Consider the following 20,364-nt stretch of genomic DNA (forward strand, 5'->3'; position numbering starts at 1 on the left):
TTCGACCGCACCGGCTCGATCGGCCCGTGGCTGGTGCCGTTCACCGACGAGGCGCAGATCGCCGACATCGGCCTAACCACGCGCGTCAATGGCGAGGTGCGCCAGCAGGATCGCACCGGCCGCATGATCTTTTCCTTCCGCAAGATCATCAACTACATCTCGACATTCACGACGCTCGTGCCCGGCGACGTCATCGTCACCGGGACGCCGACCGGCGCCGGCGCCCGGTTCGAGCCGCCGATCTGGCTGAAGCCCGGCGACGTGATCGAGGTCGAGGCCGAAGGCATCGGCCTGCTCCGCAACGGCGTCGTCGACGAAGGGACCGGCCAATGATGACTGAAGCCCAAGTCGAGGACGCCGCGCGGCGGCTGTTCGAAGCCGAACGCGACCGCCGCCAGATCAGGCTGCTCAGTCTCGATTTTCCCGATGCCACGATGGACGACGCCTACCGCGTTCAGGCGGCGCTGGTAAGGCGGAAAGCCGCATCGGGGCTCACGGTCAAGGGCTGGAAGATCGGTCTGACCTCCAAGGCGATGCAGTCGGCGCTGAGCATCGACATTCCCGATTCCGGTATCCTGTTCGACGACATGGTCTTCGAAGACGGCGGCACCGTGCCGGCGGGTCGGTTCATCCAGCCGCGCATCGAGGCCGAGATCGCTTTCGTCATGAAGGCGCCGCTTGCCGGTCCCGACATCTCGATTGACGATGTCCTCGACGCCACCGACTACGTCACTCCCGCGCTGGAAATCCTCGACACCCGCATCGAGCGGATGAACAAGGAAACCGGCAGGATACGAACCTTCTTCGACACGATTTCTGACAACGCCGCCAATGCAGGCATAGTCGTCGGCGGCCGGTCCGCCGGTCCGCGCGATGCGGACCTTCGCTGGATCGGCGCGATCGTGTCGCGCAACGGCGAGGTCGAGGAGACCGGCCTCGGCGCCGGCGTGCTCGATCATCCAGCCAAGGGCATGGTCTGGCTCGCCAACCGCCTCCACCAATATGGCATGCGGATCGAAGCCGGGCAGGTCGTGCTGTCAGGCTCCTTCATCCGCCCGGTCGAATGCCGCCCCGGCGACGAGATCGTCTCGGATTTCGGCCCGTACGGCACGATCCGCATCGCTTTCGCCTGATCCCCTTAGCCCCTTGAAAAGAAAAAGGCCGGGCGCGAAAGCGGCCCGGCCAAGAATGAAGGTCATAACCTTCAGAGGGGAACATCGCCCAGCGCAATGGGAGGAAAACACCAGGCGATGATCCATATGTGGGACCTAAGCGGTATATTTTCCACGAACGGAATTCCAAAAATCAGCACGAACGCGAAAAAAACTCGCTTAATCCGTGCAAATCTTCAACCCGCAGCCGCTACTTTTTCTACGAGGTCGGCATAATGCCGCCGCGCCACGTCGGGATGCGACCTGAGCCGGCTCTTGAGCACATTGGCGCCGACATTGCGGAAAAGCGGATTGTCGGGATCGCTCGCCGGACCGCGCGCCTCGGCCGCAAGGTCTTCCGGCAGGTCGAGCAACGGAATCGTCGCGTCGAGCCGGGCGCTGAAAAAGAAGGGAACCGATATCCGCTCAACCCCGGCCGGCGGCGTGACGACGCGGTGCACGGTTGCCCTCAGATAGCCATTGGAGGCGAGTTCGAGCAGCTCGCCGATGTTGACCACCAGCGTTCCTGGAATCGGATCGACGTCCACCCAGCTGCCGTCATATTCGACCTGAAGCCCCTTGTTCTCGTCCTGCAGAAGGAGGGTAAGGAACCCGCCGTCCTTGTGCGCGCCGACGCCCTGGTCGTCGCCGGTGGCGTCGCGGCCGGGGTAGCGCACGATCTTCATGCGGTGGTTGGGCTCGCCGCGATAGATCGGATCGAAGGCATCCTGCAGCTGGTCGAGCGACAGCGCGAAGGCCTTGAGCAGGCGGATCGCCACGTCTGTCGCCTTGGCCTGCCAGGCGAGCAGCGCCGGCTTCAAGTCGGGAAATACGGCCGGCCACTGGTTCGGGCCCTGCAATCGCGTCCAGGCCGGAGCACCCAAACCTTGCGGGATCGTCGCGCGCTCGACGCCGATGTCGAGCTGCTCGCGCCAGTCGGCCTTGCCCTTGGTCAGTTCGCCGCCGGCCCGCGTATACCCTCGAAACTGCGGGGATTTCGCCATTTCGATCGCAAGCTTGTCTGCCTCCGGCAAAGCGAAGAAGCTGCGCGCAGCATCAAGCACCGCGCCGATCTCCGACTGCGTTATTCCGTGACCGCTCAGGTAGAAGAAGCCGACATCACGGGCTGCCGTTCGCAGATCGAGCAAGAAGGTCCGCAGCTCCGACGCGCCTTGTTCCAGACGATCGAGATCTAGTACCGGGATTATTCTGGGCATGGACAATCTGCTCCTGCGGCTACTTGCGACCCGCCGCACGATGACATGCGCCTCCTTGCCTTCAAAGCAATGCACGGTCCTATCTCGTTGCAAACTGAGAAAGCCGGCGCTCGATTCCCGGGCTTTGCGGCAAATTCGTCCGAACAGCGGGCTGAGCGTGGTGCCCTCAGAATGTCTCGACCCACGGCCTCAGGTCGACCTCGAAGCTCCAGGCGCTGCGATGCTGGCGATGGATGGCGAGGTAGGTCTCGGCGATCGCGTCGGGCGAAAGCCGGCGGTCCGGGCGATCCGGCTCGGGCGCCTGTCCTCGCGGCTCGATCTGGCCGTCGATGATGAAATGCGCGACGTGGATGTTCTTCGGGCCGAGCTCGCGCGCCATGGACTGCGCCAGGCCGCGCAGGCCGAACTTCGGCATGGCGAAGCCAGCCGAGCCGGAGAAGCCCTTCAGGCTCGCGCTGGCGCCTGTGAACAGGATCGAGCCGGAGCCGCGCACAATCAGCCGGCGCGCCGCTTGCTGGCCGACGAGGAAGCCGCCATAGGCGCCGACGAGGAGCGCCGGCTTGACCGCCTCGGGATCAAGTTCGGCGATCGGGCCGCGTGTGCGCCCACTGGCGTTGAAGACGGCGATTTCGAGCGCGCCGACCTTGTCCGCGGCCTCGAACAGCCGTGCGACGGAGGCCGCGTCCGAGACGTCGGTCTCCACCGCCAGCGCGCCGGTCTCCTGAACCAGCAGCGAGAGCTTGTCGACGTTGCGGGCGGCTAGCACGACGTGATAGCCGTCTCCGGTGAGAAGCCGTGCCAGCGACGCGCTCAAGCCGGATCCGGCGCCCGCGATCACCGCGACATTGCCTGCCATTTTCGTATCCTCCTCGCGAACACATGGCATCCGGGCCGATGCCGATCATCGCACAGGCTCGCGCCTTCGGAGGCAAGAGGCAAGAACGACGTTGCTTCATTTTCGCCGTTCGACGCAAAAGCCATCGCGAGGGCGACAGGCCTATCGGCGAAGGACTTGCCTGCCACGCCATTCCGTCCGACACGTGGTTCAATGGCGATTCGAGGAGCGACCATGGAACCAATCTGGGCCGTCGGGCTGATGACCGGCACGGTGCTTGACGGCAACATCGACGTGGCGCTGATCAGGACGGATGGCGAGCGCATCGCCGACCCCGGCACCTATGTCCTGGCCCCCTACCCGCAATCGATCCGCACGCTGCTCGAGGAGACGTTGCGCCAGGCGCGCGCCTGGAATTTCGAGGGGCCGGAACCGGCGATTTTTCGCGAGGCGGAAGAGGCGCTGACACGAGCGCAGTCGGCGGCGGTCAAGGATCTGGTCGAGAGCCAGGGTATGACGATGGCCGATATCGGCGTCGTCGGCTTCCATGGCCAGACGGTGCTGCACCGCGCTCCGCAGCCAGGGCGGATCGGGCGCACGCGCCAGCTTGGCGACGGTGAATTGATGGCTGCGCTTCTCGGCACCAGGGTCGCCTATGATTTCCGCTCCGCGGATGTTGCCGCCGGCGGGCAAGGCGCGCCTTTGGCCGCCGCCTACCACGCGGCGCTGCTGAGGGAGGCGGACGCCAGCGGCGACACCGCGGTTCTCAATCTCGGCGGCGTCGGCAACATCACCTGGTGGGATGGCAGGGACAACATCGTCGCCTTCGACACCGGACCAGCCAATGCGCCAGTCAACGATTTCATCAAGTCGAAGGGCCTTGGCGAGATGGACCGCGACGGCAAGCTCGCGGCCGCCGGCACCGTCGATGAAGAAAGGCTGGCGCGCCTGCTTCAGCACCCCTATTTGACGAAACCCTATCCGAAGTCGCTCGACCGTTTCGATTTCACCGCGGCGATGGCCGACGGGCTTGGCGCGGAGGATGGCGCGGCGACGCTGACGGCCTTCACGGTTTCGGCCGTCGGCAAGGCGCTCGACCTCCTGCCGCGCCGGCCGAAACGGTTGGCCGTCAGCGGCGGCGGTCGGCATAACCCGACGATGATGAAGATGCTTGCGAGCCGTGCCGGCGTCGAGGTGATCCAGGCCGAGACGCTCGGCTGGAAGGGCGACGCGGTGGAGGCGGAATGCTTCGCCTTCCTCGCGGTGCGGGTGCTGCGCAGCCTGCCGATCAGTTTTCCGAGCACCACCGGCGTGCCGCAACCGATGCGAGGTGGCAGGCTGGCGGGCTGATCAGCCCAGCTTTTTCTGCAGGAAGATACGTGTGCGGCCGATCGGAAAGTCGGGAAGCGCGCCAAACGGCTGGTAGCCCTGCCGCTCGTAGACCTTGGCGGCGGTCGGGTTGAAAGTGTCGATCCAGGCGGCCTGGCAGCCGCGCGCCACAGCCTCCTGCTCGGCCGCGTCCAGCATGCTTGCGGCAGTCCCCCGGCCGCGCAGCTTTTCGTCGACCCACAACCACTGCACATAAAGCCAGCCCCAGGCGGTGTAGCCTGAAATGCCGGCGACAATCGCGCCTTCCTCATCGCGCACGAAGACGGCCAGCGGCTTCCTGCCTGACGCGCCGACATCGCCATCGTTGAAGGCCGTGAGGCTCTCGCTCAGGAAAGCCAGGTCCTGCGGCACGGGTGCGGCGGTGATCTCAAGCGTCGTCGTCATGGTGCGTCCAGACCGGTTCCGATGCCAGCCTTTACCCAACGACCGGACGAAGACGCAAGCGCCCGCTTGAGCGTTTGGCGACTCGAGAGCTGATCCCTTGCCACCGCAAGAATCGATCGAGCGGGACGTATCCTTTTTTCCTTGCCGTACGTCTTGGAATACGGCCGGCGATGGCGCCCGGTCGGCGAACGTGGAGGACCCAAGGCAATGCTCAAAACCTACGCGGGAAGCTGCCACTGCGGCAACGTCCGGTTCGAGGCCGATATCGACCTCAGCCGGGGAACGGTGAAATGCAATTGCTCGACATGCACCAAGACGCGCTCGTGGGTGGGGTTCGTCGCCCCTCAGCACTTTCGCCTCATGTCTGGCGCCGAGGCGCAGACCGAATATCAGTGGACTCCGCCGGGCAGGGAAGCACCCAGCATCGAGTACCATTTCTGCGCGACCTGCGGCACTCGCATGCCAGCGCGAGGCGATGTCCCGATGCTTGGCGGCATCGTGATCGCCATTCCGATTGCCGCGCTTGACGGCGTCGATCCGGAAGAGCTGGCGGCGTCGCCGGTAATGTTTGTCGACGGCAGGCACGACCGCTTCGATCGGGCTCCCGACGACGTCAGGACGATGTAAGATGGACGCGCATGTTGCCGGCATCGGCAAGATGCGCATGAGAGCGCCGTCATGACGATTCAGCAGAGACCGGAGCCCACCGGGCTTTTCGACATTCGCTATGCCGCATTCCTGGAAACGGTCGCGCATTTGCGTCGGCCGCTGCATCGCTATTGCGCGCGCATGACGGGTTCGGTGCTCGACGGCGAGGACGTCATGCAGGAGACGCTGTTCGAGGTCTATCGCAAGATCGATCAGCTCGACGATCCACGCGCTCTTCGGCCATGGCTGTTTCGCACCGCGCACAATCGCTGCATAGACTTCCTGCGCAACCGGAAAACGCGCCAGCGCGCGGAAGCCAGTTTCGCGGTCGACGAGATCGTTCTGCCCATCGAACCCGCCGGCCAGGGCGCCGATCGCGCGATCGAACGGCTGGTGATCCATCTGCCGCCCAAGGAACGCGCCTGCATCCTGTTGAAGGACGTCTTCGACCATTCGCTGGAAGAGATCGCCGACCTCGTCGGATCGACGGTCGGCGGGGTCAAGGCGGCGTTGAGCCGTGGCCGCGGCAAGCTGGCCGCCTTGCCAAGCCACGCGATCACCCGCCCGGAGCCCCTGCAGGATCCGAAGCTTTCAACACTGCTGGATCGTTATGTCGAGCTCTTCAATCGCCATGACTGGGACGGCGTGAGGGCCTTGGCCAGCGCCGACGCGCAATTGCGGGTCTCGGACTGCTTCCGGGGACCCTTGTCGGAATCGATCTACTTCGTCGAATATGAAAAGGGCAAGGCGAACTGGACGATGGCTATCGGCACTTTCGATGACGAGATCGTGCTGCTCGTGCTCCACCGAGGCGAAGACGGTTGGAAACCGGCCTATCCGGTCCGGATCGAAGCGACCGGAGGGACCATAAATCGGATAAGCGACTATTATGCGTGCCCATGGCTGATAGGCGCGGCGCTCGCGGTTGCCGTCGTCAGGCCTCACTGACTGGGCGAGAGCTTCCGAACGAAACGGCCCCTGGATCGGCCGATCCAGGGGCCATTTCTACGCCGTCGCTTACTTGTTCAGCTTCGCCTGCAGCGCGTTGACGTCGTCCGTCGACATCTCGCCGTCGGTCGTCACCTTGCCGTCGACGATCTTCCACAGCCGGAACGGGCCGGTGATGTCGCCGTATTTGTCGAAGGACACCGGCCCGATGACGCCCTCGTAGCGGATCGGCTTGCCGTCCTTGATCAGTCCCAGCGCCTTGGCGAACTCTTCCTTGCCGGCATAGATCGGCGCCCCTGCCGGATCGACGGCCTTGAACATGGCGTCCCTGATCTTGGCAGGGTCCTCCGAACCGGCGATAGCGATCGCCAGGCCGACAATGGCGCCGGCGTCGTAGGAGCGGTCCGCCGCCGGGTTGGACGGCTCGATGTTGGAGAACGCCTTGTAGTTCTTGTTGAAGTATTCCGTCGAAGCGGTCGGGCTGGTGCCAGAGGACGTGCCATAGGCATCCTTCAGATAGTCGGCGCCGACGGACTCGATGAAGTCGGGGCTGTTCATGCCATCATTGAGCAGGAACTTCTGCACGCCGCCCTGCGAGATCCAGGTGCGGGCGATGGTGGCGCCGTCGACAGGCGTGCTGACGAGGTAGAGCCCGTCCGGCCCGCCCGCCATCGCCGCGGTGACTTCCGAGGCATAGCTCGACTGCTTCTCGTTGTAAGGCGTGTCGGAGACGATTGTGCCGCCCAACGCCTTATAGGCGCGCGAGAATTCAGCCACCATGTTGACGCCGAAGTCGTTGTTGACGTGGATGATCGCCAGCTTCTTGAAGCCCTTGTCGATGGCGTACTTGGCGGCAGCGACGCCCTGCAGCGCATCCGACGTAATGGTGCGGAAGAAGATGCCGTTGGTCTTGCCGTCGCGGCCCAGCGCCGTCAGCGTCGGCGAAGAGGATGCGGGCGAAACCTGCACGATCTTGGCCGGCGCGGTGACCGAAGTCAGGATCGGAATCGAAACCGACGAGATAATGCCGCCGATGATGACCGGCACCTTCTTGACCTGGACGAGCTGGGTCGCGGCATCGACAGCGACATTGCCCTGGCTCTGGCTGTCGCGGGTGTCCGTCGCGAGGGTGCAGCCTCTGACGCCGCCGGCATCGTTGATGTCGCGGAAGGCCATCTCGACGGACTTCGCGCCGGCCTGGCCATATTCGCCGGCCGGGCCGGTCAGTTCCATGACCAGGCCGACGGTGATCTTGCAGTCGGCGGCGTGCGCCGCGCCGGCCGCCATCAGCATGCCGAGCGCCGTGCTGATGTGGAATAGCGTCTTTCTCATTGCGGTTCCCCTTTCGTTATTCGACTTTCACGCTTGCCTGTTCAGTCCTCCGGCACCTGCAGCCAGGTTTCATGCAGGTGTCGCCATTCGACGCCGTGCGGCGCCGATGAATTCAACGTGAAGAGGGCGCTCGACCGACGCCTGCTCGCCTTGCCGGCGCGCTGCTGCGCCTCGACATAGGTGAGCACGATAACGTCGCCGGCCGCCCACCCAGGCCGGATGTCCTCGATCGAAATGGCGAAGTCGCCGTCGAAGGTCCCCCGGCCTGCCCGGACATAGGCAAGCACCGCCTCGCGGTCGAGCAATTGGCCGCTCGGCGGCACCATGGAGAAACCCTCGCCCATCACGCGCTCGAACCGGCTGAAATCCGCTCTTGCGCAGCGGCTCTTGTCGAACCAGTCGACGAAGAAGCGATGCAGGTCGACCACCTCGGCGGTGGCGCTCGCAAGAAGCGAAGCGTCGATGGTCGCACTCATTTCCTGCCCGCGTTCAGATTATAGTGCATGATCGAACCGTGGCGGCCGTGGCGATCCCGCTCCAGCGCATAGACGTCGCCTTCGAGACCGGGGCTCTGAGCGACCACGGCGGCTATCGCCGCTCGGTCATCCGCCGACAATGCGATATCCATGATGCGCGCATTGGCTACGGCATGCGCCTGGTTGCGGGCGCCGACGATGACGGCAGCGACCCGCGGCTGCTCCAGCACCCATGCGCTGGCGATCGTGGCAATGTCGACTCCGTGCCGGTCGCCCACCGACTTCAGGGTGCGCAACATATGCTGGAAAAGCTCCCAGCCGCCGAAGTCGTCGATGATGAGCTTGTATTTGACCAACGAGCGGTTCTCGAGCGGGCTCGACGGTTCGACAGCGCCCAGCCATTTGTCGCTGAGGAATCCGCCCGCCACCGAGCCGTAGCAGAGGAAGTTGAAGCCGTTCTCCACGGCGAGGCCGGCAAGGCTCTTCGCCGGGCGCTGGTCGAGGACGGAATATTGCAGTTGCTGGCTGACCAGCGGCACGCCGGCCGCCAGGATCTCACGCAAACGCTGCGTGTCGAAATTGGTCGTGCCGACATTGCGCACCTTGCCTTCGATGCGCATCTCGTTCAGCCAGCCCATGGCGTCAAGGTAACGCGGCTGCGAATAGTCCCACCAGTGGAACTGGACGAGATCGAGCCGCTCGGTCTTGAGCCGCCGCAGCGACTGGTCGACGATACTTCTGATATAATCCCGGCTGAGGCCGGCCAGCCGTTCGAGGTCGGGCACCAGCTTGGTGTGCACCTTCATCCGCGCGGCGACGTCGAGACCGCGTTCATTAGCGAGCCGCAGCCGCGCGGCGCCGATCAGTTCCTCGACGCCAGTGTAGATGTCGGCGCAGTCATAGGTGAAGATGCCGGCGTCAAAGGTGGCGATCAGATCGGTCACCGCTTCCTGCCTGTCGATCGCGCCATGCCCACCCGCGAGCTGCCAGCCGCCGCGGATGACGCGGGAGATCGTGTAGCCGGGGCTGAGCTCGAACGTCCTTGCCATCACCTGTCCTCGCTCTCGTCCGCTTTTTCCGGGGGCAGCGGCACGGCCGTGGTCTCGGCATGGCTGAAGCGCCGCTTGCCGGTTCGCGCGATGCGCAGCCGGCTGGCGCAGTTGGGGTCCGGACAGGCGATCTCGGCATCCGAGGTCATCCAGTCGTTCTTGTGCGTCGGGCGCTGCTTGGCCGCGAGCAGAGGCAGGACGGCGGCGATCGAGTAGATGGAGAAGCCCTGTCCTACCGGCATGGAGAGCATCTCGCCTTTCAGCTCGAAATAGTCGCCGGCCTTGGCGCCGCAATAGATTGGCTTGCCCTCTGGGATGACGGCCTCGACCCGCAGGTCGAAGAGCTCGAAACTGTCGTCGCGCTCGGCCATCTTCAGATCTCCGCCCGTGTGAAGGTGACATCGCAGGCGCCGTTGCGGCGAATGACGCCGCAGGCTGCCGCGAACTGCTCCCGCTCTTCCGGCGGCACCTGCGCGACCACGCTTCCGGCCAGCCATCCGATCGGAAACAAGAGCCGGGCGCCCTGTCCGTAGAACAGGCCGATGTCGAAGATCGCATTCGGATTGCCGCCCCACATGCGCGGCGGCACATAGGAGAGCACGATGTCGCCGGGCTGCGGTGTCAGCGTCGCGTTCTCGGCCGGCAGCGGCTGGGCATATGCCTGATTTTCCAGATGCGAAGGCGGCACTGGACAGGATATCTCCGGACCGGTCCACATGGCGTGGATGCCGGCGACGACGCGCGGCTCCTCCAGATAGCTCCACAGGAACGCGGCGTTGTCCGGCGCCTTCTCAGGCAGCAGCAGCGCAGTCGCCGACAGGCCGGAACGCGGCTCGGTGATCTTTATGGCGCGCTTTGTCATGTCACTCCGTCCTGGCCCTCGATTGCAGCTTGTCGCGCAGGAAGGCGAAGGGCCGGCTGATGTCGGCCACCAGTGCCTCGCGGGCCGCCTGCGCGTCCTGTACCGCAAGCGCGGCGACGATGCTGCGATGATAGTGCGCGGTGTCCACCTCGCCGGCTTCGGAGAAGGCGTAGATCGCGACGCGAATGCACGGTCCGGATTGCAGCCAGAGGCTCTCGATCATCGGGATCAGCACGGCAGAGCCACAGGCGCGGTAGATCTCGAAGTGGAAGCTCTGGTTGAGCGTCACTTCGCGATCGACATCCTTCTTGTGCTTCAGCGCGCGCATTTCGTCCCATTCGCGCAGCAGTGCCTCGACGGTCGCGATTTCACGCGGCCCCATGCGGGAGGCAGCGAGCGAGATTGCCTCACCTTCGATGAGAGTGCGGGCCCGTAGCAGGTCGTCGATGCGATCGAGCGTGATCGGCGGCACGCGCACCGAGCGGTTGGGGAGTGCCTCCAGCGCCTTCTCGGTGATCAGCCGACCAAGCGCCTCGCGCACAGGCATCGTGGAGGTGACCAGCGCATCGGCAAGGCCGCGTATTGTCAGAACCTGGCTCGGCTCGAAGAGGCCGCCGATCAGGGCGCGGCGCAGTTCCGAATAGACGCGATCCTGCACGGTCTCGCGGCCAACCGGCGCGAGTTGCGCGGCGAGAACCTCGTTGTTCCGCTCCGCGGCTGCCTTGTGCATGGCGTTCCCGACTCTGGCCTTTTTGCCGTGGCCCTTCTGAGGGGCCCTCGCCTGTTTTCGGCTTGCGGAGAAAATTAAAGCCGATTAGCGTGATCAAAGCAAGTGTGATCACATATCAAAAATCAGGAAGTGCCAAGAACGCTTCCGGCCCCGAGGGATTGATGGGAGAGACGGTAAAACGGCATGGGGCTGAGACCCAGGCGCCGGTGCTGGCGGCAAAGAACGTCGTCAAGCGCTTCGGCGGCCTCGTTGCCGTGAACGATGTCTCGTTTGACGTTCGCCCCGGCGAGATCCTCGGCCTGATCGGCCCCAACGGCGCCGGCAAGACGACGATGTTCGACCTGCTTGCCGGCAGCGTCCTGCCGACGAGCGGCGACATCTATCTCGGCGGCGTGCCCGTTTCGGGCGAGGCAGCCCATCGCCGCATCGGCCGTGGCCTTGGCCGCACGTTCCAGATCCCCCGGCCCCTGCCCAATCTGACGCTGATCGAAAACGTCATGCTTGCCGCGCAGGGTCAGACCGGCGAGCGGCTGCTTGCCAATCTTGTCATGCCGTGGCGGGTCGCCGCCGAGGAGAAGGCGAGTGCCCAGAAAGCCGCCGAGCTTCTGGAGCTCGTGTCGCTTACAAGGCTGGCGCACGAACCGGCGCGCGTGCTCTCCGGCGGTCAGCGCAAGCTACTCGAACTCGCCCGCGTCATGATGGCCGACCCGGCCATCATCCTGCTCGACGAGCCGGCGGCCGGCGTCAACGCCACGCTGCTTGAGGTCATCATCGACCGCATCCGCGACATCAACAGGAGCGGCATCACTTTCCTCCTGATCGAACACAACATCGACATGGTGACGCGGCTCTGCCACCGCGTGCTCGTCATGGCGAGCGGCGAGCTGCTGTGCGAAGGCACGGCGGACGAGGTGGCGCGCGATCCGCGCGTCATCGAGGCCTATCTCGGGGGCGCGGCATGAGCGAAGCCGTGCTTGCCGTGCGCAACCTCGAAGCCGGCTATGAGCCCGGAGTGCCGATCGTGCGCGGCGCCTCGATCACCGTCAACAAGGGTGAGATCGTCGTCGTGCTCGGCCCGAACGGCGCCGGCAAGTCGAGCCTGATCAAGGCCGTTGCAGGTCTCGTCCCGATCAGTGGCGGCACGGTGCTGCTCGACGGCAAGGACATCACTTCGGCTCCCGCCCATATGATGGTCCGTCTCGGCCTCGCCTTCGTGCCGCAGACAGAGAACGTCTTTCCGCTGATGTCGGTGGAGGACAATCTGAAGGTCGCCTGCGGCATTCTGAAACCGCGCGAGATCCCTGCGCGCATCGCCGAGATGTACGCGGCCTTCCCCGATCTCGAGCGGCAGCGAAAGACGGCGGCCGGCAATCTCTCAGGCGGCCAGCGGCAGATGCTTGCGGTGGCGCGAGCGCTGATCGTGCGTCCGAAGGTGCTGGTGCTCGACGAGCCTTCCGCGGGCCTGTCGCCGAAATTCGTCGCCATGGTGTTCGAGATGCTCTCCGCCATCCGCAAGTCCGGCGTCACCATCCTGCTGGTCGAACAGAACGCCAAGGCGGCGCTGGCCATAGGCGACCGCGCCTATGTGCTCGTCGAGGGCAAGGACCGGCACGAGGGCGTCGCCGCCGAGCTCTGGAACGATCCGGTGGTCGCCGAGCTCTATCTCGGCCAGCGTCCCAAGGGCGCCGAACCCTCCGGCAAGGGGAGCGCGGCATGAGCCTGCAATTCATCGTCGACGGGCTGCTGACGGGTTCGATGATCGGCCTCGGTGCCATCGGCGTGACCCTTACCTATTCGATCCTGCGCTTCTCGAATTTCGCGCATGGCGACTTCATGGCCTGGGGAACCTACGCGACGCTTGCCGTCGTCGGCGCCATCGGCGCGATGTTCGGCAAGGTGGCGCCAATCGGCTCGCTCTCCTTCGGCTGGCCCCTGATCGTCGCGCTCGTCGTCGGCATGGCCTTCACCGCCTTGCTGGCGCTGCTGCTCGACAAGGTCTTGTTTTCGCGGCTGCGCAAGCAGGGCCAGGCGATCATCGTCGTCATGGCGAGCTTCGGCGCCTCGATGGCGCTGAGAAGCCTGCTCGAATTTACCTTCACGTCGCGACCGACCTATTTCAGCCGGGCGATCCAGATCGCCATGCCGGTCGGCTTCGGCATCCGCATAACGCCGGACCAGATCGCGCTGCTCCTGCTCACGGCCGTCCTTGTGACCGGCGTCCATCTGTTGATGACGCGCACCCAGACGGGACGCGCCATGCAGGCGCTCAGCCAGAACGCAGCACTTGCCCGCGTCGTCGGCATCGACGTCGCCAAGGTCGTGCGCGTCACATGGGTCGTCGGCGGGGCGCTGGCCTGCGTGGCCGGCGTCATGATCGGCATCCTCGTCCAGATCCGCCCGTTCATGGGGTTCGACATGCTTTTGCCGATGTTCGCCGCCGCCATCCTCGGCGGCATCGGCAGCGTGCCGGGCGCCGTGCTGGGCGGGCTGATCATCGGGCTGGCCGAAGCCGGCGCGGTGCAGCTGGTCGGCGCCGAATGGCGCGCCGCCGTCTCCTTCATCATCCTGATGGCAGTGCTGTTCGTGCGGCCCATCGGCCTCTTCGGAGTTCGCGAAAGATGATGGATCTCATCGGCTACGGCGCCTTCTTCCTGACCACGGCCTTGATCTTTTCGCTGATCGCGCTCGGCCTGAACCTGCAATGGGGACTGACCGGCCTGTTCAATGTCGGCCTCGCCGGTTTCGTCGCGATCGGCGCCTATACGTCGGCATTGCTCACCACGCCGGCGGACCCGGCGCGGCTCGGCGGTTTCGACCTGCCGATCCTTCTCGGCTGGTTGGGCGCGATGGTCGTCGGCGGCCTCGCCGCGGCGCTGACCGGCATCGCGACGCTGAGGCTGAGATCCGATTATCTCGCCATCACCACCTTCGGCGTGGCGGTGGTGGTGCAACTCGTGGCGCTCAATGCCCAGAAACTCACCGGCGGCCCATTCGGCATCGGCTTCATTCCACGCCCGTTCGGCGGCCTCGCCGAAACGCCGCTGCTCTTCAACCTGTCCAACCTCGCCATCGTCCTGGCGGTGACGCTCGCGGTGTACCTGGCGTTGGAACATCTGGCGCGCAGCCCGTGGGGCCGTGTCCTGAAGGCCTTGCGCGAGGACGAGCGCGCGGCGATCTCGCTCGGCAAGAGCGCGCGCTTCTACCGCGTGCAGGCCTTCGCGGTGGGCGGCGCCATCATGGCGCTGGCCGGCGCGCTGCAGGCGCATTTCATCGGCTTCATCGCGCCGGACAACTATCTGCCGATCCTGACCTTCCAGGTCTGGGTCATGCTGATCGTCGGCGGCTCGGGCAGCAACCTTGGCGCCGTTGCCGGCAGCGTGCTGGTCTGGGCGATATGGGCGGGCTCCGGCGCGCTCACCAGCGTGCTCTTCTCGCCGGAGCAGCAGGCGCGCGCCGCCGCCCTGCAGATCGTCGCCATAGGCGTGATGCTGTGCGTCATCCTGCTCGTCAGGCCGAGCGGCTTGTTCGGCGACAGGCCGCGCCGCGTCCGCACGCCCCAGGCTGCTGCCCCGGCAGCGCCGGAGAGCAGCGGCCGATGAGCCGGACGGGGAAGAGCCTGTCCCTTTGGCATGCCACCGCTCGCAATCACCGCGACCGACCGGCGCTCGAAGGCCGGCTCGACGTCGACCTCGTCGTCGTCGGTGGCGGCTTCGCCGGTTTCTCGACTGCACTCCACGCGGCAGAGAAAGGCATTTCCGTCGCGGTGCTCGAGGCAGAAATCATCGCCTGGGGTGCCACAGGCCGCAATGCCGGCTTCGTCGTGCCGAACTTCGCCAAGATGGATCCCACCGCCATCATCGCGCATCTCGGACCGGAGCGTGGCGATCGCCTGATCGAGTTTGCCGCCGGCAGCGCCGACCTCGTGTTCGATCTGATCAAGCGGCACGCCATCCAATGCGATGCGCTGCAGAACGGCTGGATCCAGCCGGCACACTCGGCGGCCGCCCTCGAAAGGGTGAAGTCCCGCGCCGGGCAATGGGCCGCGCGCGGCAGGCCGGCGGTCACGCTGGACAGCAGCGCCGTGCAGGAACTCACCGGCGTGCGCGGCTATGTCGGCGGCTGGATGGACCGTTCCGGCGGCGTGCTCGATCCGGTCGCCTATGCGCGCGGCCTGGCCGACACGGCCGAGAAGGCCGGCGCCCGCATCTTCGAGCACAGCCGCGTCACGGCGATCGATCGCGAGCCAGGCGGCTGGACCGTCAGGACGTCAACGGGCTCGCTACGGGCAGCCAAGGTGCTGGTTGCCACCAACGCCTATGGCGCGGCGCTCAATCCGGTTCTCAGCCGAACCTATTTTCCGCTCAGGATATTCCAGATCGCGACCGCGCCGCTGCCGCGCGCGATACGCAGCCGCCTGCTGCCCGGCGGGCAAGGTGTGGGCGACACCAGGCGCAACCTCCTGACCTTCCGCTTCGATGGCGAAAACAGGCTGATCAGCGGCGGCATGCATGTCGTTGGCGTTGGCGCCGACAACAGAGTGCCGCGCGCGATCTGGCGGCGGCTCGCAACCTATCTCGACCTGCCCGACCTCCCGCCGCTGCAGTATGCCTGGTCCGGGATGGCGGCCGTCGAGCCCGACTTCCTGCCGCGCCTCGTCGACCTGGGCCCGGGGTTGATCGCCGGCTTTGCCTGCAACGGCCGCGGCATCGCCATGACCACGGCGATGGGCAAGGTGCTCGCGGATTGGGCGGGTGGCGCGGATGCCGTCGACCTGCCGCTTCCGTTCGCGCCGCCTTCACCAATCCCGTTTCACGGGCTGATGCGCTACGCGCCGAACATGCTGCTGCCATGGAGTATATTGCGCGACCGGCTGGACGAGCGGGCTTAGAGGTACGGGGCGGGCGGCGAGCGCCACGCAGCCGCGAGCGCCGCCACCAGCATCAGCAACGCAGCGATCAAGGCGCAATTGGCAAAACCGAGGCTTGTGTAAAGCGGACCGAAGCCCGCGGTGCCGACGGTGACGGCAAGATAGGTCACCGCGCTGTTCAGCCCCATGATGGTGCCGCGCCGCGACGGATCGAGCGCGGTCAGGCGGGTGACAAGGACGTTCAGCCCGAAATGATTGGCGAGGCCCCAGACAGCGATCGTAGCGACGAGCGAGCCGAAGCCGCTGCTCAGCATGGCCATCGCGACATACACGGCTCCAACCAGCAGATAAGCGAAAGGCATGACGCGACGGGCGCCGAGGCGATCGATGGCGCCGTCGAGCAATGCGGCCGCGCCGAAGCCAAATCCGTAGGCGACTGCCGCCAGGCCGTTGGCGCTGACCGGCTCGCCGAGACCTTCATGGAGATGATCGCCGAGATAGCCATAGACGCCGTAGAAGGCAGTCATGAAGGCGCCGCAGGCTATCAGAAGCGGCAGGATGCCGGGCACCGCGAGCGCGCCGAGCGGCGACGGGGCCGGACCGCTTTTTCGCGCGTCGTGCAGCGAACTCATGGCCAGGCCGGCGACGGCGGTTCCAGCCAGCAGCGCGACGGCGGCGAAGACGGCGCGCCAGTGGATGAGATCGGCAAGCACCGCCGAAAGCGAGACGCCGGCGACCATGGAGAGCGTCCAGCCGGTCAGCACGACGCCGATTGTGCCGCTCTCGCGACCGGGCGGTGCGATTGCGGCGGAGCTCGCATAGATCGCCGGCATGGCCACGCCGGCCGCGATGCCAGCCACCAGTTGCGCCGCCACCAGCGCGATCACCGTCGGCGCCAAGGCGCTGGCGACAAGCGCCAGGCCGAGCAGAAGCAGCGCGCCCTGAAGCATGCGCCGCGCGCCGATCCTGTCGATGTAGCGCGCGATGAAAAGCGCGCTTGCCGAGGTGCCAAGGCCGAAGGCGGCTGCAGCTGTCATCACGGCCGGCACGCTCGCCCCGAAGGACGCCGCGACGGCAGGCGCGATCGGACCGAGCACCAGCGAGTTGGAGCCGATGACGGCAATGCAGCCGGTGAGCAGATAGGCCGCCGCCGGGATCGGCGCGCGCGGCACGACCGTCAAGATTGCTGATTGATCACTGTTCGACATATCGCCATACTGGCTGAATTTCATTCGGCATCAATGAGGATTTTCGCCATGGATGAAGAAACAGATGACATTCAGCGGAACAAGCATCCGACCCGGGAAGTCGACACGATCGACCGAAAGATATTAGGCGTGCTCGTCGACGATGCGACCATCAGTTATGCCGAGCTCGGGGAGCGAGTGGGGCTTTCACCGCCCGCGGCGCATGAGCGGGTGAAGCGACTGCGCCGCTCCGGCGCCATCCGCGCAACCTCGGCGATCATCGACCCGAGAGCGGTGAAGAAGCCGCTGCTAGCCTTCGTGCATATCGACACCAGGGGCTGGGGCAAGACGCCGGAGCTGATGGCGGTTTCAGAATTTCCGGAAGTCGAGGAGATCCACACGGTCGCGGGCGACACCTGCATGCTGCTCAAGGTGCGCACCGAGGACACCCGCGCGCTCGAGGGTCTGCTGGCGCGCCTGTACGACACCCCGGGAGTCACCTCGACGCGCAGCTATGTAGTGCTGTCGACCTATCTGGAACGGCCGGTACAGCCCGAGATCACGGCCGAGTGGCCGGCGCCCCGACACATGGCGACGCCGGTGTATTAGCCCAGCCGCACCCAATCGATGGCTTCGAGCACATAGGGTGCGAACAGGAAATCGCGGATCTGAACGATCCGGTCGTCCGACCAGCCGACCAGCACAAAATGCGCGGGTCTCTCCATCGGGCCGGTGCCGTCGAAGACCAGCATGGCTGGCTGTCCCTCGACCGCGCCGAGGGCGAAGCGCCATTTCGCGACTTCCGCGTAGCGCGTGAAATAGGGGACGATCTTGTCGCGCCCTTGCAGTTGGAGCCGGTTCACCAGTTCCAGCTTCACATCATCGGCGAGCATCACACGGATGGCGTCGAAATCGCCGCTCTGGAACAGATGGACAAAGGCGGCGATCTTATGCCGGTCCTGATCGGAGATCAGCGGCAGGCGCGTATCCTCCGGCGCCCTTGCCAGTTCCCGCAGCGCGACACGTCCGCGCTGAAGCGCGGACTTGGCGGCTGTGGGAGAGCACCCGGCGATGCTTGCGATCTCGTCGACCGAATGACCCAGGACATCCTTCAGGATCACCGCGCATCGCTGCAGCTCGGGCAGCCTGAGAAATGTCTGAAAGCTGATCGCGACGATGTCGGCTTCGGGTATGGCCGCTGCCTCGAGATCCTCGGTCAGCGGAACGACCGTGTTGCGAGCACTGCCACGCAGGAAATCGAGGCTGGCATTGTGGGCGATGCGAAACAGCCAGCCCTCGAGATTGTCCACCTCGGCTCCCTGGGCCCGCGCGTTGAGAGCCTTGACGAGAGCGTCCTGCAAAACATCCTCGCCATTGACCGCCGAACCCGTCATGCGCGCGCAATAGCGATGCAGACGCGGTCGCAGAGCGCTCAGCCGATCCTCGAACTGATCCGTGTTCATGTCTCGGCCTCATTAAAGTTGCGCTCTCCGTTGCGCCCGGAATTGAGCATAGATGTCGATGAGAAGTTTGGCGCTATCGCATTTGCCCTGACGAGACGCGCAAGAGCGGGTTCAAACTTCCCGGTTGTCGAAAAGGTACATCTGAACGCCCGAGTCATCCGGCGCGAAAATCCGCCGATCCGCCCCCGCGGCTTGTCCTTCCGGACTCGCAAACGCCCTTTCGATCGCCGCAAGGTCGTCGAAATACAGCGTTCCGATCCGAAAGACGTCCGAGTTTCCGACAGGCGTCGCGATGGGGCCGTCGCTGACCTCGTAGTTCCTGAGGCCTGGCAGCTTCTTGGCCAGGGGTACGTGGATTTGGAAGTAGTGCCGGTCAAACGCCTCTACGTCCTTCGGCGTCCAGTAAATGACGACCATGCGAGCCATTGCGGTTCTCCTTTGTTGCTACTTGTGAAACGGTGCTGCCTGCGCTCAAGGCGTCTGGCTGAACACCGCCGACCCCACGACCGAATCCAGGCTCGCGAGCTCAATGATCTTCGGGAAATAGGCTTTCATGCGCGGATCGCCGCGCATCGCCTCGACGGCCGCGGGGCTCTCCCATTCGGAGTAGATGACGACGCCGGCGCCGTCCCTTGCCGCGATCAGCCGGGTAGCCCTCCAGCCGTCCAGCTTGCGGATGACCGTTTCGGTGTTCTGCTTCAGCAGCGCGATCAGCGCGTCCTGGTTTTCAGGTTCTACCTTCAGCAGATTGATCAGAATGACGGGTTCGTCGGACATGGCGTGTCTCCTTCTGTTCCGGACACACCAATGACGATCCGAAGAGTGGAAACGGATCGCGGCGTAGGAGATTCTTGGAAGATTCTCGATGAACGTCATTGCAACGCGGTTGCAATGAGCGAGTGGCCCTAATGGTTCGTGGCGTCGCGGTAGATGTCGAGGACGCGCGTGACGCTGCCGATCAGCAGCTCGCGCGCCACGGGCTGAATGAGGCCGGCCGCGACGCGGGCATCGAGATGTCCCAGATATTGGCTGATCAGCGGCCGCGGAATCTCCCTCTCGCCAAGGGCGGCCAGCAGCGCCTCGGTTGCTTGCCGCGCATCGGGCGACGGCCAGTAGTAGCGGATGCGGTCGCTGAAGGAAAAATGCCGCTGCAGGCGCTGCTCGTCGGGCGTGCCGGGATAGTATTTCTGCCAGTTGCCGGGTGAGGCCAGCATCACGCGCTCCATGACGGCGGACAGGTTGTCACGGGCCGGATCAGGCACCAGACGGTCGGCGATGAGGCTCAGCCCATACAACGCCTCGCGCAGCGCGAAGGTGAGCCACGGGCCGACCTTGAGGATGGCGAAGCCGTCGCGCACGAGCGCGGTCAACGCTTCGGTCGGCTGGTAGTCGGTCGAATGCGCCTCGAAGACGACTTTTGGGATGCGTTCGAGAACCGCCACCAGCTTCGTCGCCTGCTCGGGCGCATAGGCGATGATATCGGCATTACCGAATTCGACACCGGGCTGAACGACGACACCAACGGCCCTGCCGAAGGCAGCATCGAGGCCGAGACGAGAGAAGGCCGAGCGATGGACCTCGACAGTGCGCAGCGCATCGGCCGGCTCTGTCACATGCATATGGTCGAGCGCTTCCAGCGCACCGCCCGGCACCGGCACTTCGGTGCCGATGACGTAGACGGGTTTCTTGCCGCCGGTGCGCGCGACCGCTGCCTCCGCGATCGCCGCGAGATCGGCCGCGCGCGCGGCAATCGTCTCGTCGGAAAGCGGCACCGGATCGTCGGCGCAGGCCATGCTGGTGTCGAGATGCAGCTTGGTGAAGCCGGC

At 65.3% G+C, this 20,364-nt stretch carries 25 protein-coding genes; 11 read left to right on the top strand and 14 right to left on the bottom strand.

What is annotated here, in order from left to right; all coding sequences use genetic code 11:
- Both Q0L57_RS20790 and hpaH read left to right on the top strand, forming a co-directional pair.
- Positions 1-333, top strand: a 333-nt coding sequence (locus tag Q0L57_RS20790; protein ID WP_296744914.1) for a fumarylacetoacetate hydrolase family protein, incomplete at its 5' end; no start/stop codon positions are given.
- Positions 330-1,133 carry a 2-oxo-hept-4-ene-1,7-dioate hydratase gene (gene hpaH, locus Q0L57_RS20795; protein ID WP_296744915.1) on the top strand — a complete coding sequence of 268 codons (804 nt, stop codon included), beginning with the start codon at positions 330-332 and terminating at the stop codon, positions 1,131-1,133. The genes Q0L57_RS20790 and hpaH, both read left to right, overlap by 4 nt.
- Positions 1,134-1,348: 215 nt before the next feature.
- On the opposite strand, the gene Q0L57_RS20800 is transcribed toward hpaH, so the two are convergent.
- Together Q0L57_RS20800 and Q0L57_RS20805 are read right to left on the bottom strand one after the other, a co-directional pair.
- Positions 1,349-2,368, bottom strand: a complete 1,020-nt coding sequence (locus Q0L57_RS20800; RefSeq protein WP_296744916.1) for an isopenicillin N synthase family oxygenase — start codon at positions 2,366-2,368, stop codon at positions 1,349-1,351.
- 166 nt (positions 2,369-2,534) lie between these two features.
- Positions 2,535-3,224: an SDR family NAD(P)-dependent oxidoreductase gene (locus Q0L57_RS20805; RefSeq protein ID WP_296744917.1), complete on the bottom strand. Its 690-nt coding sequence runs from the start codon at positions 3,222-3,224 to the stop codon at positions 2,535-2,537.
- A 213-nt stretch (positions 3,225-3,437) separates the two neighbouring features.
- On the opposite strand from Q0L57_RS20805, the gene Q0L57_RS20810 reads away from it, so the two are divergent.
- Positions 3,438-4,553: an anhydro-N-acetylmuramic acid kinase gene (locus Q0L57_RS20810; RefSeq protein WP_296744918.1), complete on the top strand. Its 1,116-nt coding sequence runs from the start codon at positions 3,438-3,440 to the stop codon at positions 4,551-4,553.
- Here the strand turns inward: Q0L57_RS20810 and Q0L57_RS20815 are convergent, their stop codons facing one another.
- Positions 4,554-4,976 carry an N-acetyltransferase gene (locus tag Q0L57_RS20815; RefSeq protein ID WP_296744919.1) on the bottom strand — a complete coding sequence of 141 codons (423 nt, stop codon included), beginning with the start codon at positions 4,974-4,976 and terminating at the stop codon, positions 4,554-4,556.
- Positions 4,977-5,183: 207 nt separating this feature from the next.
- On the opposite strand from Q0L57_RS20815, the gene Q0L57_RS20820 reads away from it, so the two are divergent.
- Together Q0L57_RS20820 and Q0L57_RS20825 are read left to right on the top strand one after the other, a co-directional pair.
- Positions 5,184-5,603, top strand: a complete 420-nt coding sequence (locus Q0L57_RS20820; RefSeq protein ID WP_296744920.1) for a GFA family protein — start codon at positions 5,184-5,186, stop codon at positions 5,601-5,603.
- 51 nt (positions 5,604-5,654) lie between these two features.
- A complete protein-coding gene (locus Q0L57_RS20825; protein WP_296744921.1) occupies positions 5,655-6,572 on the top strand; it encodes a sigma-70 family RNA polymerase sigma factor in 918 nt (305 codons plus the stop codon).
- A gap of 69 nt (positions 6,573-6,641) precedes the next feature.
- Here the strand turns inward: Q0L57_RS20825 and Q0L57_RS20830 are convergent, their stop codons facing one another.
- Genes Q0L57_RS20830 through Q0L57_RS20855 form a run of 6 tightly spaced genes read right to left on the bottom strand, consistent with a single transcriptional unit; the run spans position 6,642 to position 11,021 of the window.
- Complete coding sequence (locus Q0L57_RS20830; RefSeq protein WP_296744922.1) at positions 6,642-7,904, bottom strand: ABC transporter substrate-binding protein; 1,263 nt, start codon at positions 7,902-7,904, stop codon at positions 6,642-6,644.
- 41 nt (positions 7,905-7,945) lie between these two features.
- The gene (locus tag Q0L57_RS20835; protein ID WP_296744923.1) at positions 7,946-8,380 is read right to left on the bottom strand and encodes a DUF4440 domain-containing protein; all 435 of its coding nucleotides are present in this window, start codon (positions 8,378-8,380) and stop codon (positions 7,946-7,948) included.
- On the bottom strand, positions 8,377-9,432 hold the full coding sequence (locus Q0L57_RS20840; protein ID WP_296744924.1) for an aldo/keto reductase: 1,056 nt from the start codon (positions 9,430-9,432) through the stop codon (positions 8,377-8,379). Before Q0L57_RS20840 ends, Q0L57_RS20835 begins: the two co-directional genes overlap by 4 nt.
- Positions 9,429-9,800, bottom strand: a complete 372-nt coding sequence (locus tag Q0L57_RS20845; protein WP_296744925.1) for a TIGR04076 family protein — start codon at positions 9,798-9,800, stop codon at positions 9,429-9,431. The genes Q0L57_RS20840 and Q0L57_RS20845 overlap by 4 nt, the downstream gene beginning before the upstream one ends.
- A gap of 2 nt (positions 9,801-9,802) precedes the next feature.
- Positions 9,803-10,291 (bottom strand): DUF3830 family protein, encoded by a 489-nt coding sequence (locus Q0L57_RS20850; protein WP_296744926.1) that lies wholly within the window; start codon positions 10,289-10,291, stop codon positions 9,803-9,805.
- 1 nt (position 10,292) lies between these two features.
- Positions 10,293-11,021: a GntR family transcriptional regulator gene (locus tag Q0L57_RS20855; protein ID WP_296744927.1), complete on the bottom strand. Its 729-nt coding sequence runs from the start codon at positions 11,019-11,021 to the stop codon at positions 10,293-10,295.
- A gap of 161 nt (positions 11,022-11,182) precedes the next feature.
- Between Q0L57_RS20855 and Q0L57_RS20860 the strand changes: the two genes are divergently transcribed.
- From Q0L57_RS20860 to Q0L57_RS20880, 5 genes are read left to right on the top strand one after another with little or no spacing between them, the layout of a single operon-like run.
- Positions 11,183-11,983 (top strand): ABC transporter ATP-binding protein, encoded by an 801-nt coding sequence (locus Q0L57_RS20860; protein ID WP_296744928.1) that lies wholly within the window; start codon positions 11,183-11,185, stop codon positions 11,981-11,983.
- Complete coding sequence (locus Q0L57_RS20865) at positions 11,980-12,738, top strand: ABC transporter ATP-binding protein (RefSeq protein WP_296744929.1); 759 nt, start codon at positions 11,980-11,982, stop codon at positions 12,736-12,738. The genes Q0L57_RS20860 and Q0L57_RS20865 overlap by 4 nt, the downstream gene beginning before the upstream one ends.
- Complete coding sequence (locus tag Q0L57_RS20870) at positions 12,735-13,643, top strand: branched-chain amino acid ABC transporter permease (RefSeq protein WP_296744930.1); 909 nt, start codon at positions 12,735-12,737, stop codon at positions 13,641-13,643. The genes Q0L57_RS20865 and Q0L57_RS20870 overlap by 4 nt, the downstream gene beginning before the upstream one ends.
- On the top strand, positions 13,640-14,620 hold the full coding sequence (locus Q0L57_RS20875; RefSeq protein ID WP_296744931.1) for a branched-chain amino acid ABC transporter permease: 981 nt from the start codon (positions 13,640-13,642) through the stop codon (positions 14,618-14,620). Before Q0L57_RS20870 ends, Q0L57_RS20875 begins: the two co-directional genes overlap by 4 nt.
- On the top strand, positions 14,617-15,909 hold the full coding sequence (locus Q0L57_RS20880; protein ID WP_296744932.1) for an FAD-dependent oxidoreductase: 1,293 nt from the start codon (positions 14,617-14,619) through the stop codon (positions 15,907-15,909). The genes Q0L57_RS20875 and Q0L57_RS20880 overlap by 4 nt, the downstream gene beginning before the upstream one ends.
- On the opposite strand, the gene Q0L57_RS20885 is transcribed toward Q0L57_RS20880, so the two are convergent.
- Entirely contained in the window at positions 15,906-17,096 is a 1,191-nt protein-coding gene (locus Q0L57_RS20885; protein ID WP_296744938.1) for an MFS transporter, read from the bottom strand. The two genes, Q0L57_RS20880 and Q0L57_RS20885, sit on opposite strands and share 4 nt — an antisense overlap.
- A gap of 48 nt (positions 17,097-17,144) precedes the next feature.
- Here Q0L57_RS20885 and Q0L57_RS20890 point away from each other — a divergent pair, with 48 nt between their 5' ends.
- Positions 17,145-17,684, top strand: coding sequence for an Lrp/AsnC family transcriptional regulator (locus tag Q0L57_RS20890; RefSeq protein WP_296744933.1), 540 nt, complete (start codon positions 17,145-17,147; stop codon positions 17,682-17,684).
- Here Q0L57_RS20890 and Q0L57_RS20895 read toward each other — a convergent pair.
- The 4 genes from Q0L57_RS20895 to Q0L57_RS20910 form a co-directional block, all read right to left on the bottom strand.
- On the bottom strand, positions 17,681-18,538 hold the full coding sequence (locus Q0L57_RS20895; RefSeq protein WP_296744934.1) for a sigma-70 family RNA polymerase sigma factor: 858 nt from the start codon (positions 18,536-18,538) through the stop codon (positions 17,681-17,683). The two genes, Q0L57_RS20890 and Q0L57_RS20895, sit on opposite strands and share 4 nt — an antisense overlap.
- Before the next feature lie 111 nt (positions 18,539-18,649).
- On the bottom strand, positions 18,650-18,964 hold the full coding sequence (locus tag Q0L57_RS20900; RefSeq protein WP_296744935.1) for an EthD family reductase: 315 nt from the start codon (positions 18,962-18,964) through the stop codon (positions 18,650-18,652).
- Positions 18,965-19,009: 45 nt separating this feature from the next.
- Entirely contained in the window at positions 19,010-19,315 is a 306-nt protein-coding gene (locus Q0L57_RS20905; RefSeq protein ID WP_296744936.1) for an antibiotic biosynthesis monooxygenase family protein, read from the bottom strand.
- Between the two features lie 128 nt (positions 19,316-19,443).
- Positions 19,444-20,364: class II D-tagatose-bisphosphate aldolase, non-catalytic subunit (locus Q0L57_RS20910; RefSeq protein WP_296744937.1), on the bottom strand; the 921-nt coding region annotated here is incomplete at its 5' end.

The organism is Mesorhizobium sp. (assembly GCF_024509055.1).
GTDB lineage: Bacteria > Pseudomonadota > Alphaproteobacteria > Rhizobiales > Rhizobiaceae > Mesorhizobium.